14 protein-coding genes are annotated in these 17,814 nt (G+C 75.6%); 11 read left to right on the top strand and 3 right to left on the bottom strand.

Going from position 1 to position 17,814, the window contains the following annotated elements:
• Positions 1–23: 23 nt before the first annotated feature.
• The gene (locus OG335_RS11785; protein WP_405011039.1) at positions 24–1,139 is read left to right on the top strand and encodes an HAD-IIA family hydrolase; all 1,116 of its coding nucleotides are present in this window, start codon (positions 24–26) and stop codon (positions 1,137–1,139) included.
• A gap of 90 nt (positions 1,140–1,229) precedes the next feature.
• Here the strand turns inward: OG335_RS11785 and OG335_RS11780 are convergent, their stop codons facing one another.
• Complete coding sequence (locus tag OG335_RS11780; protein ID WP_405011038.1) at positions 1,230–1,577, bottom strand: SCP2 sterol-binding domain-containing protein; 348 nt, start codon at positions 1,575–1,577, stop codon at positions 1,230–1,232.
• A gap of 160 nt (positions 1,578–1,737) precedes the next feature.
• Between OG335_RS11780 and OG335_RS11775 the strand changes: the two genes are divergently transcribed.
• From OG335_RS11775 to OG335_RS11760, 4 genes are all read left to right on the top strand, one after another.
• Entirely contained in the window at positions 1,738–2,739 is a 1,002-nt protein-coding gene (locus OG335_RS11775; RefSeq protein ID WP_405011037.1) for a hypothetical protein, read from the top strand.
• Positions 2,732–2,887, top strand: coding sequence for a hypothetical protein (locus OG335_RS11770; RefSeq protein ID WP_405011036.1), 156 nt, complete (start codon positions 2,732–2,734; stop codon positions 2,885–2,887). Before OG335_RS11775 ends, OG335_RS11770 begins: the two co-directional genes overlap by 8 nt.
• A gap of 58 nt (positions 2,888–2,945) precedes the next feature.
• Complete coding sequence (locus OG335_RS11765; RefSeq protein ID WP_405015364.1) at positions 2,946–3,752, top strand: TlyA family RNA methyltransferase; 807 nt, start codon at positions 2,946–2,948, stop codon at positions 3,750–3,752.
• A 92-nt stretch (positions 3,753–3,844) separates the two neighbouring features.
• Positions 3,845–4,747: an NAD kinase gene (locus OG335_RS11760; protein WP_405011035.1), complete on the top strand. Its 903-nt coding sequence runs from the start codon at positions 3,845–3,847 to the stop codon at positions 4,745–4,747.
• 51 nt (positions 4,748–4,798) lie between these two features.
• Here OG335_RS11760 and OG335_RS11755 read toward each other — a convergent pair whose 3' ends face one another.
• A complete protein-coding gene (locus OG335_RS11755) occupies positions 4,799–6,304 on the bottom strand; it encodes a PLP-dependent aminotransferase family protein (RefSeq protein WP_405011034.1) in 1,506 nt (501 codons plus the stop codon).
• Positions 6,305–6,383: 79 nt separating this feature from the next.
• On the opposite strand from OG335_RS11755, the gene OG335_RS11750 reads away from it, so the two are divergent.
• The 3 genes from OG335_RS11750 (at position 6,384) to OG335_RS11740 (ending at position 10,451) form a co-directional block, all read left to right on the top strand.
• On the top strand, positions 6,384–7,205 hold the full coding sequence (locus OG335_RS11750) for a YitT family protein (RefSeq protein WP_405011033.1): 822 nt from the start codon (positions 6,384–6,386) through the stop codon (positions 7,203–7,205).
• Between the two features lie 75 nt (positions 7,206–7,280).
• Positions 7,281–9,014, top strand: a complete 1,734-nt coding sequence (gene recN, locus OG335_RS11745; protein WP_405015363.1) for a DNA repair protein RecN — start codon at positions 7,281–7,283, stop codon at positions 9,012–9,014.
• A gap of 267 nt (positions 9,015–9,281) precedes the next feature.
• On the top strand, positions 9,282–10,451 hold the full coding sequence (locus tag OG335_RS11740; protein ID WP_405011032.1) for a glycosyltransferase family 4 protein: 1,170 nt from the start codon (positions 9,282–9,284) through the stop codon (positions 10,449–10,451).
• Positions 10,452–10,481: 30 nt separating this feature from the next.
• On the opposite strand, the gene OG335_RS11735 is transcribed toward OG335_RS11740, so the two are convergent.
• A complete protein-coding gene (locus tag OG335_RS11735; protein ID WP_405011031.1) occupies positions 10,482–12,425 on the bottom strand; it encodes a glycoside hydrolase family 15 protein in 1,944 nt (647 codons plus the stop codon).
• A 628-nt stretch (positions 12,426–13,053) separates the two neighbouring features.
• On the opposite strand from OG335_RS11735, the gene OG335_RS11730 reads away from it, so the two are divergent.
• The 3 genes from OG335_RS11730 to OG335_RS11720 all read left to right on the top strand — a co-directional run bounded on the left by OG335_RS11730 (position 13,054) and on the right by OG335_RS11720 (position 17,659).
• On the top strand, positions 13,054–14,733 hold the full coding sequence (locus tag OG335_RS11730; protein ID WP_405011030.1) for a CTP synthase: 1,680 nt from the start codon (positions 13,054–13,056) through the stop codon (positions 14,731–14,733).
• Between the two features lie 131 nt (positions 14,734–14,864).
• Positions 14,865–15,506: an NUDIX domain-containing protein gene (locus OG335_RS11725; protein ID WP_405011029.1), complete on the top strand. Its 642-nt coding sequence runs from the start codon at positions 14,865–14,867 to the stop codon at positions 15,504–15,506.
• A gap of 164 nt (positions 15,507–15,670) precedes the next feature.
• Entirely contained in the window at positions 15,671–17,659 is a 1,989-nt protein-coding gene (locus OG335_RS11720) for a tetratricopeptide repeat protein (RefSeq protein ID WP_405011028.1), read from the top strand.
• The last annotated feature ends 155 nt before the right edge of the window (positions 17,660–17,814 follow it).

The raw sequence follows: 17,814 nt of genomic DNA, 5'->3' as shown, positions 1-17,814 counted from the left end.
ACCCGATCGAGGAAGAGCAGCCGATGACGGACACTTCGACCACCGAGCCGACCGAGCCGACCGAGCCGACCGAGTCGACGGGGCGGACCGGGACGGCGGACGGGACCACCGGTGCGACGGGACGGCCGCGCACGGCCCCCGGTGGGTCGGAGCGCCCGCTGACCGACGCGTACGACACGGCACTGCTCGACCTGGACGGGGTGGTCTACGCGGGCCCGAGCGCGATCGACCACGCGGTCGACGCGCTGGCGCAGGCCCGCACCGGCGGCATGCGGCTGGCGTACGTCACCAACAACGCCTCGCGCCCGCCGCGGGTCGTCGCCGAGCACCTCACCGAGCTCGGGGTGCCCGCCGACGCCGAGGACGTCATCAATTCGGCGCAGGCGGCGGCCCGGCTCGTCGCGGAGAAGGTGCCGGCGGGTTCCAGGGTGCTGGTGATCGGCGGGGCCGGGCTGGTCGAGGCGCTCGCGGAGCGCGGTCTGGTCGCCGTCCGGTCGCTCGACGAGCAGCCGGTCGCGGTCGTGCAGGGCTTCGACCCGTCGCTCGGCTGGAGCGACCTGGCGGAGGCCTCGTACGCGGTGGCGTCCGGTCTGCCGTGGGTCGCCTCGAACACCGACCTGACGGTGCCGACCGCCCGCGGCATCGCGCCCGGGAACGGCTCCCTGGTGGCCGCGGTCCGCACCGCGACCGGCGCCGAGCCGGAGGTCGCGGGCAAGCCGCTGCCGCCCATGCACCGGGAGACGGTCATCCGGACCGGCGCGAAGCGGCCGCTGGTGGTCGGCGACCGGCTGGACACCGACATCGAGGGCGCGTTCAACGGCGGGGTCGACAGCCTGCTCGTGTTCACCGGGGTGACCACGCCCGCCCTGCTGCTCGGCGCGCCCCCGCAGCACCGCCCGACCTATCTCGCGGCCGACCTGCGGGGGCTGCTCACCGGGCACCCCGAGGTGACCGGCGAGGGCGGCGCGTACACCTGCGGCGGCTGGACGGCGCACGCCGAGGACGGCGTGCTGCACCTGGACGGTACGGGCGACCGTTACGACGGGCTGCGGGCGCTCTGCGCGGCGGCCTGGACCGCCGGCGACCGGGAGGGCGAGGCCCCGGACGGGCGCAAGGCCCTGGCCGAGCTGGGTTTCTGACCGCCGCGCCGCCCGAGCGCACGAACGGCCGCACCGGCGGCCGGCCCGGCTGTCCTGCTCCGGTGCCCTGCTCCGGCGGCCGGGGTCCGGTCAGAGCAGGGTGCGCAGCCGGAGCAGGTCGCGGAAGCCCGCCTCCAGCCGGACCCGGCCGGAGGCCCAGGCGGAGGCGAAGTTGAGCCGGCCACCGACCATGTCGACGAGGTCGTCGCCGGTCATGGTGAGCCGGATGTCGGCCTTCGCGGGGGGCGGGCCCGGTGTCTCGACGACGTCGACGATCCGGCCGCCGCGCAGGCGGCCCGAGAAGGTCAGGCCGAGGTCGGTGAGGTGGCAGGTGAGGGAGCGGTCCAGCGCCGCGGCCTTGCGGACGTCGCCGTCGGAGCCCGCCATGTTGCGGCTGAGCTGCTCCAGTGCCGCGCGGCACTCCTCGGTGCTGGCCATCGGTCCCTCGGCTCCCGTCCGGTCCGGTCGGCCGGGGCGGCCGTCCGATCGGGCCCCACGCTAACCCAGCGGGCGTCGCGGTAGGACGGTGGTGCAGCGGTGCGGGGGTGGTACGGGGTAGCGTCGGGACCGGACCCGGGCAAGCGGAGGAGGCGTTCGGATGCTGCGTGATGCGGTGCGGGGCGTGGTGGTGGTCGCGGCGGGGATCGCGGAGGAGGCCGGACGGCGGGTGGTCGGCGCGGCGGCGGAGCTGCTGGAACGCTCGGGCGTCGACGTCGCGGCCGTCGAGCGGCGCGTCACGGAGCAGCTCCCTCCGTCGGTGCAGTCGCTGCAGGTGCTGGCCAACGAGGCGGTCACGGTCGGCCGGGCCGGTGTCGACCTGGCGGTCGGGGTGGTCCGTGGCGAGATGGAGCGGGCCTTCGAACGCGTCGGCGACCAGGCGGTGAGGGTCGGCGTGGTGCTGAGCTTCCTGGAGAACCGGTTGCGCGGTGCCGAGCCCGAGCCCGAGGAGCCGGCGTCCGAGAAGCGGGCACCGCGGGCGGACGGACTCTTCGAAGCCGGCTGGGACGGTGCGGAGTGGACCCCGGAGACGGAGTGGGCCACCGGCACGGACTGGGCCGGGGAGGAGGAGCCGGAGGCGGCGGGGTTCGCCGCGGCACCCGAGGAGGAGTCCGTGAAGCCGGCCCCCGCGCCGCGTGCCCCCGCGAAGAAGCCGGGGTCCGCGGACGGCGCCGCACCGGCGGCGAAGCGGTCGCCGGCCAAGCGGAGCCCGTCCGCGCGGAGGACCGCGGCGACGCCCGCCGACATGCCGGCGGCGGACGAGGCCGCCGTCACGGAGCCGCCGCCCGCGTCGGCGAAGAAGGCGGCGAAGAAGGCGCCGGCGCGGAAGACCACCGCCCGCAAGGCCGTCCCGGAGAAGCCGGCCCCCGAGCAGGCCGCGCCCGAGCAGGCCGCCCCCGTGAAGCCGGCTGCTGCGAAGAAGGCGGCGGCGAAGAAGACCACCGCCAAGAAGACGACGTCGAAGCGGACGACCACGCGCAAGGCCACCGCCAAGCGCACGGCGGCCCAGCCGCCGGCCGCGAAGAAGGCGACCGCGCGCAAGACCGTGGTGAAGAAGACCGTCACCCGCCGTCCCGGCACACCCGAGGACGGCGATGCCTGAGACCGCACCCACCGGGCACCCCGGGGTGGACGACGCCCTGGGCCGGCTGGAGGCCCTGGACGGGGTGGAGACCGAGGCGCACCCCGCGGTGTACGAAGATGTCCACCGGCGGCTCTCCGACATCCTGGCCGCCCTCGACGACGATTGACCGCCCGTCCCGGCCGCACCGGCCGGACCGGCACGTAGGAGATGGAACAGCAGTGGCAGTGGCACGACGCCGACTCGACGCGGAGCTGGTACGCCGCAAGCTGGCCCGCTCGCGCGAACACGCGAGCGAACTGATCGCGGCGGGGCGGGTGACGGTCGGCGGTGCCACCGCGACCAAGCCCGCGACGCAGGTGGAGACGGCGGCCGCCGTGGTGGTGGCCAAGGACGACAGCGACCCGGAGTACGTGTCGCGCGGCGGCCACAAACTGGCCGGAGCCTTCGCCGCGTTCGTCCCGCAGGGCCTTGCGGTGGAGGGCCGGCGCGCCCTGGACGCCGGCGCGTCCACCGGCGGCTTCACGGACGTGCTGCTGCGCACCGGCGCCGCGCACGTGCTGGCGGTGGACGTCGGTTACGGCCAGCTGGCGTGGTCGCTGCAGAGCGACGGGCGGGTCACCGTGATGGACCGCACCAATGTGCGCGAGCTCACGGTGGAGCAGATCGGCGGCACCCCGGTCGACCTGGTCGTGGGCGACCTGTCGTTCATCTCGCTCGGCCTCGTGCTGCCCGCCCTGGCGGCCTGCTGCGCGGCCGACGCGGACCTCGTCATGATGGTGAAGCCGCAGTTCGAGATCGGCAAGGACCGGCTCGGCAGCGGCGGTGTGGTGCGCAGCCCCGAGCTCCGCGCCGAGACGATCCGCCAGGTCGCCGGGCAGGCGTGGCAGCTCGGTCTGGGTGTGCGGGCGGTGACGGCGAGCCCGTTGCCGGGGCCGTCCGGCAACGTCGAGTACTTCCTGTGGCTGCGCCGTGACGCGCCGCAGCTGGATCCGTCCGAGGCGGACCGGGCCGTGGCGGAGGGCCCCCGATAGGCTGCGGGCGGACGTCTTCACCCGCCACCGGGCGTGGCGGTCGGGTACGGGTCGACGGGGACCCGGCAGGCGTGAGGGAGAGGGCAGCGGGCATGAGCGACGGACGGACGGTCTTCCTGATTGCGCACACCGGCCGGGAGGCGGCCCTGCGCAGCGTGGAGGGACTGGTGCACGGCCTGCTGAAGGCGGGCATCAGAATCCGGCTGCTGGCGTCCGAGGCGGTCGGCCTCGACCTGCCCGAGGGCGTCGAGCGGGTGCCCGGCGGGCACGGTGCCGCGGACGGCTGCGAGCTGATCCTCGTCGCCGGCGGTGACGGCACGCTGCTGAGGGGTGCGGAGCTGGCCCGGGAGTCGGGGCTGCCGATGCTCGGGATCAACCTGGGCCGGGTCGGCTTCCTGGCGGAGGCCGAACGCGACGACCTGGCGGTGGTGGTCGACCGGGTGGTGGACGCCGACTACGAGGTCGAGGAGCGCATGACGATCGACGTCCTGGTGCGCACCAACGGCGATGTGGTGCACGAGGACTGGGCGCTCAACGAGGCGTCGATCGAGAAGGCCGCGCGGGAGCGGATGCTGGAGGTCGTGACCGAGGTCGACGGCCGTCCGGTCTCCCACTTCGGCTGTGACGGGGTGGTGTGCGCGACGCCGACGGGCTCGACCGCGTACGCGTTCTCCGGGGGCGGGCCGGTGGTGTGGCCGGAGGTCGAGGCGCTGCTGATGGTGCCGATCAGTGCGCACGCGCTGTTCGCGCGGCCGCTCGTGACCTCGCCGGCGTCGGTGCTGGCGGTCGAGGTGCAGCCGAAGACCCCGCACGGGGTGCTCTGGCTGGACGGCCGGCGGTCGGTCGAACTCCCCGCCGGTGCACGGGTGGAGGTCCGCAAGGGCCGTACGCCGGTGCGGCTCGCGCGGCTGCACCGGGCGCCGTTCACCGACCGGCTGGTGGCGAAGTTCGCGCTGCCGGTGGCGGGTTGGCGCGGCCGGGCGGCCAACCACTGACGGTTCGGGGCGGACACCCCGTCAACCGGCCTCCTGCGGCGGGGCTCCCGGTCAGATCGTGAGGGCCGGGGTGCCCGCCGTCCCGGTGCGGCGGCCGTCGCGGGCGACGAGTGCGGCCGCCTCGGCCAGCCGGTCGACGGCCTGCCGGGCGGCGCCCGGCGGGACGGACAGCGGGATGCGCAGGTAGTCCTCGAAGGCGCCGCCGATCCCGAAGAGCGCGCCCGCGGCGAGCCGCACCCCGACCTGTTCGCCGGCCGCGGCGAGGGCGGTGCCGGAGGTGCCGGTGGTGGACAGCCAGAGCGCGAGGCCGCCGGGCGGCACCGTGAACCCCCAGTCGGGGAAGCGTGCGCGGAGTTCGACGGCGAGGGCCTCGGCGCTGGCCCGCAGCCGCTGGTGCTGGTGCGCGCGGACCTCGGGCAGCCGTCCGGCGATGAGCTCGGCGGCGATCAGCTGGTCGAGGACGGCGGTGCCGACGTCGTGGAACACCCGGTTGTCGGCCAACTGCCGTACCAGGGCGGGTGCCGCCCGCAGCCAGCCGATCCGCAGGCCGCCCCAGAGCAGCTTCCCGGCGGAGCCGACGGTCACCACCTGCGCCGTCCGGTCGAGGGCGGCCGTGGGCCGGGGGAGCGCCGACCCGTCGACGCCCCAGCCGAGTTCGGCGGTGGTCTCGTCGACGATCAGCACGGTGCCCGCCGCCCGGGCCGCGGCGAGCAGGGCGCGCCGCTGCTCCTCGTCGATCAGCGCCCCGGTGGGGTTGTGGAAGTCGGGGATGACGTACGCGCACTTCGGGGCGGCGCCGCGCAGCACGCGGCGCCACTGGGGGAGGTCCCACGTGCCGTGCTCGGCCATCGGGACGGGCACCAGGCGGGCGCCGCCGCGGCGCAGCGACTGCAGGGTGTGGGCGTAGCTGGGGGCCTCGACGGCGATGCGGTCGCCGCGCCCGGTCAGGGCCCGCCGGGCGAGGTGGAGGGCGCCCATCGCGCCGTTGGTGACGAGGATCTGGTCGGGGGTGGTCGGCAGGCCGCGTTCGGTGAAGCGGCGGGCGACGGCCTCGCGCAGGACGGGGACACCGGTCGGGTAGTTGCCGTGCCCGGCGGCGTACGCGGGGAGCTGTTCGACGGCGCGGGCGGCGGCCTCGCCGAGGTAGGGCTGGGGGGCGGGCAGGGCGGCGACGCCGAGGTCGACGACGGTGTCGCGTTCGTCCGGCGGCACGGGGTGGAGCGCGTCGGCGGGGGGACGGGTGCCTTCCGGCAGGGTGGTCCAGCTGCCGGCGCCGCGGCGGCTGCGCAGGTAGCCGTCGGTGCGGAGGGCCTCGTACGCGGTGGTGACGGTGGTGCGGCTGAGGGTGAGTTCGGCGGCGAGTTCGCGTTCGGCGGGCAGGCGGGTGCCGACGGGGAGGCGTCCTTCGGCGACGAGCACGCGGACCTGCGCGGCGAGGGTGCGGTAGGCGGGGCGGCGGCCGGGGGTGTCGGGGAGCCGGGCGGTGCGGAGCAGCCGCGCGAGGGCGGGCGGGGTGAGGGTGGTGTGCCACTCGGACATCGGCGTTCCAGTCCACATGGTTCGGATTGGACCTGGATCAGGCCCGGCCTGCCCGACCATGATGGGGCCAATTCGCGCACCGCCGCAAGGAGAGTTCATGGCCGCCACGACCGCCCCGCCGAGCCCGGCACCCACGACCGGCACCCCCGACGCCGCCACCGCCCCGGCGGTCGGCCCCGGCACGGTCCACGCTCCCGACGCAGTCCCCCACGCCACCCCCGACGCCGCGCCCGCCCCGGCCGAGGGGGCGGCGGCCCGCACGGACCGGCTGGGCCGCCGGCTCACCCAGCTCGCCGCCGGGCTGGTGCTGTACGGCGTCAGCATGGGCCTGATGCTGCGCGCCTCGCTCGGCGGCAACCCGTGGGACGTCCTCCACCAGGGCCTGTCCCGCCACCTCGGCCTGAGCGTCGGCGTCTGGGTCACCCTGGTCGGCGCGGCCGTGCTCCTGCTGTGGATCCCGCTGCGGCAGCGCCCGGGCGTCGGGACCGTCGGCAACGTGCTGGTGCTCGGCGCTGCCATGGACCTCACCCTGCGGCTGGTCGACGGCCCGCACGCCGTGGCCGCCCGGATCGCCCTCCTCGCGGCGGGCATCGTGCTCAACGGCCTCGCCACCGGCCTCTACATCGGCGCCCGCCTCGGGCCCGGCCCGCGCGACGGCCTGATGACCGGTCTGCACCGCCGCACCGGCCGCTCGCTGCGGCTGATCCGCACCGGCATCGAGCTGACCGTGCTCACCGTCGGCATCCTGCTCGGCGGCACCTTCGGCGTCGGCACGGTCGCGTACGCGCTGGCGATCGGGCCGCTCGCGCAGGTCTTCCTGCGGTGGTGCACGGTGCCGCCGCGGGCCGGCGCCGCGCCGGCGGCCGACCCGGCCGGTCCGGTGTCCGGGGATGCCGGGGAACCGGCCCGGAAGGGATGAACTTGGGGCCACCGGCCCCGGGCTCGTCGCGCGCCGACGGTGGGGTCTCGTAAGGTCGTCACCGTGTTGGACGAGATGCGGATACGGGATCTTGGCGTGATCGACGACGCCGTGGTCGAGCTGGCACCGGGATTCACGGCCGTGACGGGCGAGACCGGTGCGGGCAAGACCATGGTGGTGACCAGCCTCGGCCTGCTGCTCGGCGGCCGGGCCGACCCGGGGCTGGTGCGCAACGGCTCGGACCGGGCCGTCGTCGAGGGGCGGATCAGCCTGCCCGAGGGATCGCCGGTGGTGGCCCGCGCGCTGGAGGCGGGGGCCGAACTGGACGAGGGCGAACTGCTCATCAGCCGTACGGTCTCCGCCGAGGGCCGCTCACGCGCCTACGTCGGCGGCCGTGCCGTGCCGGTGGGCCTCCTCGCCGAGCTCGGCGAGGACCTCGTCGCCGTGCACGGCCAGACCGACCAGCAGCGGCTGCTGCGGCCCTCGCGGCAGCGCGGCGCGCTCGACCGGTACGCCGGCGGGACGGTCGCCGCACCGCTGGCCCGCTACCGCGAGGTGTACCGCCGGCTGCGCGAGGTCTCGGCGACGCTGGAGGAGCTGACGACCAGGGCCCGCGAGCGCGCCCAGGAGGCCGACCTGCTGCGCTTCGGCCTCGACGAGGTCGCCGCCGCCGAGCCGGTCGCCGGTGAGGACACCGACCTCGCCGCCGAGGCCGAGCGGCTCGGCCACGCCGACGCGCTCTCCTCCTCCGCGACGCTCGCGCACGCCGCGCTGGCCGGCGACCCGGCCGACCCGGACGCGATCGACGCCGGCACCCTGGTCGCCCAGGCCCGCCGCGCCCTCGACGCCGTCCGCCACCACGACGAGCGCCTCGCCGGGCTCGCCGACCGCCTCAACGAGGTCGGCTACCTGCTGGCCGACGTGGCCGGCGACCTCGCCGGGTACGCCGACGACCTGGACGCCGACCCGGTGCGGCTCGCCGCGGTCGAGGACCGCCGGGCCGTCCTCACCCAGCTGCTGCGCAAGTACGCGGGCACCGAGGGCACCCTCGCCGAGGTGACGGAGTGGGCCGAGGCCGGTGCGCTGCGGCTCGCCGAGCTCGACGGCGACGACGACCGCATCGACGAGCTCGGCGCCCAGGAGACCGAACTGCGCGCCGAGTTGGCGGATCTCGCGACCGAGGTGTCGGCCGCCAGGCACGCCGCCGCGGACGCCTTCGCCACCGCGGTCTCCGCGGAGCTCGCCGAACTCGCCATGCCGCACGCCCGGGTGACCTTCTCGATCTCCCAGGTCGACGACCCGGCGGGCATCGAGGTCGGCGACCGCACCGTCGCGTACGGCTCGCACGGCGTCGACGAGGTCGAGGTGCTTCTCGCGCCGCACCCGGGCGCGCAGCCCCGTCCGATCGCCAAGGGCGCATCCGGCGGTGAGCTGTCGCGGGTGATGCTCGCCGTCGAGGTGGTGTTCGCGGGGGCCGACCCGGTGCCGACGTACCTCTTCGACGAGGTCGACGCCGGCGTCGGCGGCAAGGCGGCCGTCGAGATCGGCCGCCGGCTCGCCAAACTCGCCGAGTCCGCGCAGGTGGTGGTCGTCACGCACCTGCCGCAGGTCGCGGCGTTCGCCGACCGGCACCTGGTGGTGGAGAAGACGAACGACGGGGTCGTCACCCGCAGCGGCGTCAAGGTGCTGACCGACGAGGAGCGGGTCCGTGAGCTGTCGCGGATGCTCGCGGGCCTGGAGGATTCCGAACTCGGCCGTGCGCACGCCGAGGAGCTCCTCGCCGCCGCCCGGGCCCCGCGCGGCCGCTGACGGTCGGCCACCCGGCGGCCGTCCCCCGTTCGGCTCTCCGTCGGCCGGGGGACGGGCCGACGCGCCAGCACACGCCGCCGACTGTCCAAGACCCGGCCCGACCTGGCATGGTGGCGGCTGGACAATGGCTTTCCAGTCCCGAGGGCCGTCCGCGGGAACCCGCCTCCGCCGCCCACCGGCGACCGGGGGCAGCAGTCGGCCGACCCGGCCGGCGCACGGGGGTCCGGCGACGGTGCTCGTCACCTGAACGAGTCGGAGCGAGACGACGTGGACCATTCCGCCGCCCGGGGCGCCGCAGCGGCCCCTGAAGAGCCCGGACAACTGCGTGCGGTGCTCGTGCTGTCGGCCGGCACCGGCGGCATCGGCGCCCATGTGCGGTCGCTCGCCCTGGGGTTGACCGCCCACGGGGTGACCGTCACGATCTGCGCGCCCGAGGCCGCGGACAGCCGGTTCGGCTTCTCCCGCACCGGCGCGAGGTTCCACCCCGTCGACATCACCCCGACCGCGGGCGCCCGCAGCGACGCCGCCGCGATCGGCGAGCTGCGCCGCGCGTTCACCGGCGCCGACGTCGTCCACGCGCACGGGCTGCGGGCCGCACTGCTCTCCGACCTCGCCCTGCGCACCGCCGGGCGGTTCCCCGGTCTGCGCCCGGAGACCCCGCTGGTCGTCACCTCGCACCACGCGATGCTGGCCACCGGCATGGAGCGCCGCCTGCAGCGCCTGATGGAGCGCCGGGTGGCGCGTGCGGCGGACCTCGTGCTCGGCGCGTCCTCCGACCTCGTCGCGCGGGCCCGGGAGCTCGGCGCCACCGACGCGCGGCTCGGCCCGATCGCCGCTCCGCCGCTGCCGCCGGCCGGCCTGGACCGCGAGGCGGCCCGGGCCGCGCTCTTCGGCGGCGAGGACGAGCCGGAGCGGCCGGTGGTGCTCGCGATCGGCCGGCTGGTGCCGCAGAAGGCGTTCGCCCTGCTGCTGGACGCCACCCCGCCGCTCGCCGACCTCGACCCGCTGGTGGTGATCGCCGGCGACGGGCCGGACGCGCAGGGCCTGCGGGAGCGGGTCGCCGCCGAGGAGCTGCCGGTGCGCCTGCTGGGTCACCGGACCGACGTGCCCGACCTGTTCGCCGCCGCCGACGTGGTGGTGGTGTCCAGCCGCTGGGAGGCGCGTTCGCTGGTGGTGCAGGAGGCGATGCGGGCGGGTGTGCCGGTGGTGTCGACCGCGGTGGGCGGCGTGCCGGAGCTGGTCGGCGACGCCGCGGTGCTCGTCCCGTACGGCGACGCCGCCGTGCTCGCCGGAGCCGTCCGTGCGGTGCTGGGCGACCGGGACCGCCGGAAGGTGCTGGTCGAGGCCGGCCGCCAGCAGCTGGCGACCTGGCCCGACGAGGCGGCGACGGTCGCCCAGGTGCTGTCGACGTACGACGAGCTCGTGCAGCGCGGCTGAGCCGCCGGCCGGGCCGCACGAGCCCGCGGGTCAGGCCTGCGGTTCGTCCGCGGCCCGGCCCGCGCCGTACGCGCCGCCGCAGGCGGTGAGCCGCAGCGCGGTGTCGATCAGCGGCACGTGGCTGAACGCCTGCGGGAAGTTGCCGACCTGGCGCTTGGCGACCGGGTCCCACTCCTCGGCGAGCAGGCCGACGTCGTTGCGCAGCGCCAGCAGCCGGTCGAAGAGGTCGCGGGCCTCGGAGACCCGGCCGATCATCGCGAGGTCGTCGGCCAGCCAGAACGAGCAGGCGAGGAACGCGCCCTCGTGGCCGCTCAGGCCGTCGACGTTCGCACCCTCCTCGGAGTGGGTCGGGTAGCGCAGCACGAAGCCGTCCTCGGTGGACAGCTCCCGCTGGATCGCCTCGATGGTGCCGATGACCCGCTTGTCGTCCGCCGGGAGGAAGCCCATCTGCGGGATGAGCAGCAGCGAGGCGTCGAGCTCCCGGCCGCCGTAGTACTGGGTGAAGGTGTTGCGCTCCACGTCGAAGCCGCGCCGGCAGACGTCGGCGTGGATCTCGTCGCGCAGGGCCTTCCAGCGCTCCAGCGGGCCCTCGGTGGCGGTGTCCTCCAGCAGCCGGATGGTCCGGTCGACGGCGACCCACGCCATCACCTTGGAGTGGACGAAGTGCCGGCGGGGGCCGCGGACCTCCCAGATGCCCTCGTCGGGCTCGCGCCAGTGCTTCTCCATGTAGGTGATCAGCTTCAGCTGGAGCTGGTGCGCGTGGTCGTTGCGGACGAGGCCGGTCATGTGGGCCAGGTGGAGGGCCTCGACGACCTCGCCGTAGACGTCGAGCTGGAGCTGCCCGGCGGCGCCGTTGCCGACCCGCACGGGCTGGGAGCCCTCGTAGCCGGGCAGCCAGTCGAGGGTCGACTCGGTGAGCTCCCGCTCGCCCGCGATGCCGTACATGATCTGCAGGTTCTCCGGGTCGCCGGCGACGGCGCGCAGCAGCCACTCGCGCCAGGCGCGGGCCTCCTCGCGGTAGCCGGTGCGCAGCAGCGAGGAGAGCGTGATCGCCGCGTCGCGCAGCCAGGTGTAGCGGTAGTCCCAGTTCCGCTCGCCGCCGATGTCCTCGGGCAGCGAGGTGGTGGGGGCGGCGACGATGCCGCCGGTGGGGGCGTAGGTGAGCGCCTTGAGGGTGATCAGCGACCGGATCACGGCCTCCCGGTAGGGGCCCTGGTAGGTGCAGTGGGCCACCCACTCCCGCCAGAACCGCTCGGTGGCGGCGAGGGCGTCCTCCGGATCCGGCGCTGCGGGCGCGGCGAGGTGCGAGGCCTGCCAGGTGAGCGCGAACGCGATCCGCTCGCCTTCGGCGACGGTGAAGTCGGCGTAGGTGGTGAGGTCGCGGCCGTACGTCTCGGCCTCGCCGTCGAGCCACACGGAGTCCGGGCCGGCGACGGCGACGGTGCGGTGGCCGCCGTCGGGCTGCTCCACGCGGTGCACCCAGGGCACGACCTTGCCGTAGCTGAAGCGCATGCGGACGGCGGAGCGCATGCGGACGCGGCCGGAGACGCCCTCGACGATGCGGATCATCTGCGGCACGTCGGGCGTGCCGAGCAGGTGCCGGGGCGGCATGAAGTCGATCACCCGGACGGTGCCGCCCTGGGTGTCCCACTCCTGCTCCAGGATCAGCGAGTCGCCGCGGTAGGTGCGGCGGTCCGCGGGCACCGCGGGGGCCGCGGCGGTGGGCGGCGGCACCCGGAGCTCACCGGTGTCGGTGACGGAGCCGGCGGCGGGTGGGGCCGCCGGCCGGTCTGGCACCTCCTCGGCGGGGCCGATCCGCCAGAAGCCGTGCTCGTCGGTGCCGAGCAGGCCCGCGAACACGGCCGGCGAGTCGAAGCGGGGCAGGCACAGCCAGTCCACCGCCCCGTCCCTGCTGACCAGGGCAGCGGTCTGCATGTCCCCGATGAGTGCGTAGTCCTCGATACGGCCGGCCACGTGGGTCTCCAGTTCGCGATGTGGCTGCGTCGACGGCGGGGCTCTGCGGGGCCGGAGTCGCCCGCCCGGCCAGGGGCACTCGCGAGGTCCGTGGGGTGGCGGAAAGGCTCGTGGAGTGCCCGTACGGGGCCTGGTCGGCCCCTGGCCGAGGCCCGGGCGCTGGGGTGGGACGGGGAGGATTCCGGTCGCGCATCGGGGACCGAGCGGAGTCGACCCGACCCCCTCGCCCTCCGCGTGCTGCTGTCGGCGATGCGTCCGTGCAGAATACGTCGGCCGGGGCCCCGACGGCACGCGCAGGGACGATCCCCGGGTGTACTCGCACCGAACTGACCAGCCCGGCTGGTCCGGCCGGGGGATCCGGGGTGATCCTTCCGAGCCATCCGGAGCTGATCACTCCTCCCGGTCAGCGACGCGCGACGGGGGCGCGCCGCCCCGGGCCGGACCGCGCCCCGCCCGGGGCGCTGATACCCTGGTATCCCGTGGACCGGTGGGCAGCGTTCAGCTGAGGACCCCCCGACCGACGACTCGACGGCCCGCCGGACCTCCGGCGTGCACCGCGTCGACGCGTACGCCAGGGAGGTCCGGCCACCGGAGTCACCCTCGACACGCGACCCACGGGAGCCCCCTCTTGGCACAGCCCCATTCCGGCAAGTCGGCCACCGGCCGCGCCGTGACGACCAAGCACCTCTTCGTCACCGGGGGTGTCGCCTCTTCGCTCGGCAAGGGGCTCACCGCCTCCAGCCTGGGCGCCCTGCTCAAGGCCCGCGGCCTGCGCGTGACGATGCAGAAGCTCGACCCGTACCTCAACGTGGACCCGGGCACGATGAACCCGTTCCAGCACGGCGAGGTCTTCGTCACCGACGACGGCGCCGAGACCGACCTCGACATCGGCCACTACGAGCGGTTCCTCGACACCAACCTGCACGGGTCGGCGAACGTCACGACCGGCCAGGTCTACTCGACGGTGATCGCCAAGGAGCGCCGCGGCGAGTACCTGGGCGACACCGTCCAGGTCATCCCGCACATCACCAACGAGATCAAGTCCCGGATCCGCCGGATGGCGACCGACGACGTCGACGTCGTGATCACCGAGGTCGGCGGCACCGTCGGCGACATCGAGTCGCTGCCGTTCCTGGAAGCCGTCCGCCAGGTGCGCCACGAGGTCGGCCGGGACAACGTCTTCTTCGTGCACGTCTCCCTGCTGCCGTACATCGGCCCCTCGGGCGAGCTGAAGACCAAGCCGACCCAGCACTCGGTGGCCGCGTTGCGCAACATCGGCATCCAGCCGGACGCCATCGTGCTGCGCGCCGACCGCGAGGTGCCGCAGGCCATCAAGCGCAAGATCTCGCTGATGTGCGACGTCGACGAGGAGGCCGTGGTCGCGGCCATCGACGCCAAGTCGATCTACGACATCCCGAAGGTGCTGCACGGCGAGGGCCTGGACGCGTACGTCGTGCGCCGCCTCGACCTGGCCTTCCGCGACGTCGACTGGACGGTCTGGGACGACCTGCTGCGCCGGGTCCACGAGCCCCAGCACATCGTGAAGGTCGCGCTGGTCGGCAAGTACATCGACCTGCCCGACGCCTACCTGTCGGTGACCGAGGCGCTCCGTGCCGGAGGTTTCGCCAACAACGCGCGCGTCGAGATCAAGTGGGTCGCCTCCGACGACTGCCTGACCCCGGAGGGCGCGCAGGAGCAGCTCGGCGACGTCGACGCGGTCTGCATCCCCGGCGGCTTCGGCGACCGCGGCGTGGACGGCAAGGTCGCCGCGATCACCTACGCCCGCGAGAACCGCATCCCGCTGCTGGGCCTGTGCCTGGGCCTGCAGTGCGTCGTCATCGAGGCGGCCCGCAACCTCGCCGGCCTGCCCGAGGCGAACTCCACCGAGTTCGACGCCGCAGCCAGGTACCCGGTCGTCTCGACGATGGCCGAGCAGCTCGCGATCGTCGACGGCAAGGGCGACCTCGGCGGCACCATGCGCCTGGGCCTCTACCCGGCGAAGCTCGCCGAGGGATCGATCGTCCGCGAGGTCTACGGCGGCGAGCAGTACGTCGAGGAGCGCCACCGCCACCGCTACGAGGTCAACAACGCCTACCGCGCCGACCTGGAGAAGACCGGCCTGCAGTTCTCCGGCCTCTCCCCGAAGGGCGACCTCGTGGAGTACGTCGAGTACCCGCGCGAGGTCCACCCCTACCTGGTCGCCACCCAGGCGCACCCGGAGCTGAAGTCCCGTCCGACCCGTCCGCACCCGCTCTTCGCCGGGCTGGTGGCGGCGGCCATCGCGATCAAGACCGGCGCCCAGCAGTAGGCCCGGACCACGGACGGCGGTCGTGCGGGTTCCCCCGCACGGCCGCCGTCCGGCTGTTTCCGGGGCGACATGGGCGCAGGCTGAGGGGGCGTCGGGTTAGATTGTGTCGTACTGACGAAAAGGGGAGCGCGATGGACTTTCAGCAGCAGATCAGGGACGCGGCCGAGCAGTGGCCCGTCCGCGCCGGCGAGACGCCCTTCAAGGGCCGGGTCACCGGGGTGCGCACCGAGGAGGTGCACATGCCCGACGGCTCCTGGGCGCGCCGCGACTACCAGACCCACCCGGGCTCGGTGGCCGTGCTCGCCGTCGACGACCGGCAGCGCGTCCTGATCCTGCGGCAGTACCGCCACCCGGTCCGCCAGCGCCTGTGGGAGCTCCCCGCCGGCCTGCTGGACGTGCCCGGCGAGAACCCGCTGCACGCCGCGCAGCGCGAGCTCTACGAGGAGGCGCACTGCCAGGCCGGCGGGTGGCGCGTGCTGGTCGACTTCTACACCTCGCCCGGCGGCACCGACGAGGCCCTGCGGCTCTTCCTCGCCACCGACCTCTCCGAGGCCGACGGCGAGCGCTACGCCGCGCACGGCGAGGAGCTGGAGATCGAGACCGCGCGCGTGCCGCTCGCCGAGCTCGTCGGCCTCGTGCTCACCGGGGCGCTCCACAACCCGACCCTGGTCACCGGCACCCTCGCCCTGCACGCCGCCCTCACCGGCGACGGCCTGGACGCGCTGCGGCCCGCCGACTCGCCCTGGCCGGCCCGGCCGTTCCGCAGCGAGTGACACCACCGCTTGATCCACCGGGGTGATTCACCGGTTGGTAGTACCGGATGTCAGCCCGGCCGGACCGTCCGCGCGAACTACGCTTCCGGCACAGGGCCCCGTCCGGGCCCCGGCATGCGGGTGACCGACGGGAGCTGGCGCGGGTGGCGAGGAAGACGGCGACCATGGACGACGAGCGGTCCGGCGGCCGCGCACCCGTCCCGGCGGAGGCGGACGGCCTCCCGGCCGGGCCCGTCGTCTTCGCCGGGCGGCGCGCCGAACTCGCCGCCCTCGCCACGGCCGCCGGCCGCGGCACCGAAGGCCGCGGCCGGCTCGTCGTCCTCGCCGGCCGGCCCGGCTCCGGGCGCACCGCCCTCGCGGTCCGCTACGCCCGCTCGGTCGCCGCGCAGTACCCCGACGGGGTGCTCCACGCCCGGCTCACCGCGCCCGACGGCAGCCGTACGCCGCCCGGCCGCGCCGCCCGCTGCCTGCTGGAACAGCTCGACGCGGTGCCGGCCGGGCTGCTGCCCGAGGGCGGACCCGACGGCGTCGACGAGCCGGCGGCCACCGCACTGCGCGCCGTCCTCGCCGAGCGGCGCGTCCTGCTGCTGCTGGACGACGTCCGCGACGCCGCCCAGCTGCGGCCGCTGCTCGGCACCGGGCCGGGCTCCCTGGTGCTGGCGGTCACCACCGGCCCGCTCACCGGCATCGACTCCATCGACCCGGTGATCATCGGCGGCCTCGACCAGGCGTCCGCCGTCGGCCTGCTCGGCGACCTGGTCGGCGGCACCCGCGTCAGCTGCGACCCGGTCGGCGCCGCCGACCTCGCCGAGGCCTGCGCCTGCCGCCCGGCCGCGCTGCGGCTGACCGCCGTGCGGCTGCGCGCCGACGCCCGCGCCGCCGTCACCGACGCCGTCACCGAACTCGCCGCAGCCGCAGGCCCCCGCGAACGGCCCGCCGCCGGCGGCGCCCGCGACACCGGTTCCGCGGCGGGCGACCGGCCCGCCGAGGACACCGCCGACGGCCCGGACGCGGAGGAGGAGCGGCGCCGCGCCCGCGCCCTCCTGCCGGAGGACGCGCCCGTGCCCGTGCCCGACGGCGACCCGCTCGGAGCGGCGTTCGAACTGCTCTACCGCACCCTGCCCGCCGCCCAGGCCCGCATGCTGCGCATGCTCACCCTCGCGCCCTGCCAGCTCGCCGACCTGCGCACCGCCTCCGCGCTGGCCGGCTGCCCGGCGCCGGAGGCCGCCGCACTGCTCGACCGGCTCGCCGGGCAGGAACTGCTGACCGCCGAGGCACCCTCCGGCGACGGCACCCCGCGCTACCGGGTGCCCGGCTGGCTGCACCCCCGGCTCGTCGAGCTGCGCGCCGAGGCGGACCGCCCCGCCGAGGTCGAACTCGCCCGCGCCCGGCTGCTGGAGCGCCTCGTCCGGATGGTCGACTCGGCGCAGGCCCTGCTCGCCCCCGGCGACGGGCCCCGGCCCGACCCGCTGCCCGGCGCCCTGCGGCTGAGCGGGGCCGGGCACGCCGCCCGGTGGCTCGACGAGGAGCGCGACCAGCTCCTCACCGCCGTCGGCGGCGCGATCGGGCACGGCGACCTCGACGGCTCCGCCGGCCGCCTCGTGGCCGCGCTGCTGCGCGCGCTGCCGCTCACCGAGGCCACCGCCCCCGCCGACCTCCACCGGCTGCACGAGCTCGTGCTGGAGGTCGCCGAGCGCGGCACCGCGCCCCGGCGGGCCGCAGCCGCCCTCCTCAACCTCGGCGACCTGCAGGCGGCGGCCGGCCGCTGGGAACGCGCCGCCGAGCGGTACCGCGACGCCCTCGACCGGGCGCGCGCGGCGGGCGACGACGCCGGATGCGCCCGCGCGTTGGAGAGCGCGGCCGGGTGCTACCGGGCGCTCGGCGACCCGCTGCGCGCCGGTGACTGGTACGGCCGGGCGCTGGCGCTGCGGCAGCAGGCCGGCGACGCCCCGGGGGAGGCCCGGCTGCTGGCCCGGGTCGCCGAGGCGCACTCCGCGCAGCGCCGTTTCGAGGAGGCGCTGCGCGAGTACCGGGCCGCGCTCGGGATGCTCCGCCGACTCGGCGACGACCGGGGCGCGGCCTCGGTGGGACACGCCCTGGACCGCCTCCAGCGGCAGCTCGCCGGCGAACTCGGCCACCCGATTGCGGAGTAGTGTCTGGTATGCGCGATTCGTTGGCCTATGGGGTGGCCGACACCTTGCAAGCCTACGAACCTGCCAATGAGTCCGGCTGATTTAGTCACTTTGGAAGGCTGGCGTATCTGCTGGGCTTCATTACACTCGACACCAGTCGCGCAGCGAACCGTGCC

Origin of the sequence: Kitasatospora sp. NBC_01539, from assembly GCF_045040525.1 — a bacterium.
Lineage (GTDB): Bacteria > Actinomycetota > Actinomycetes > Streptomycetales > Streptomycetaceae > Kitasatospora.
The sequence above is the reverse complement of the archived record's forward strand: the minus strand, read 5'-3'. Positions and strand labels throughout refer to the sequence as shown.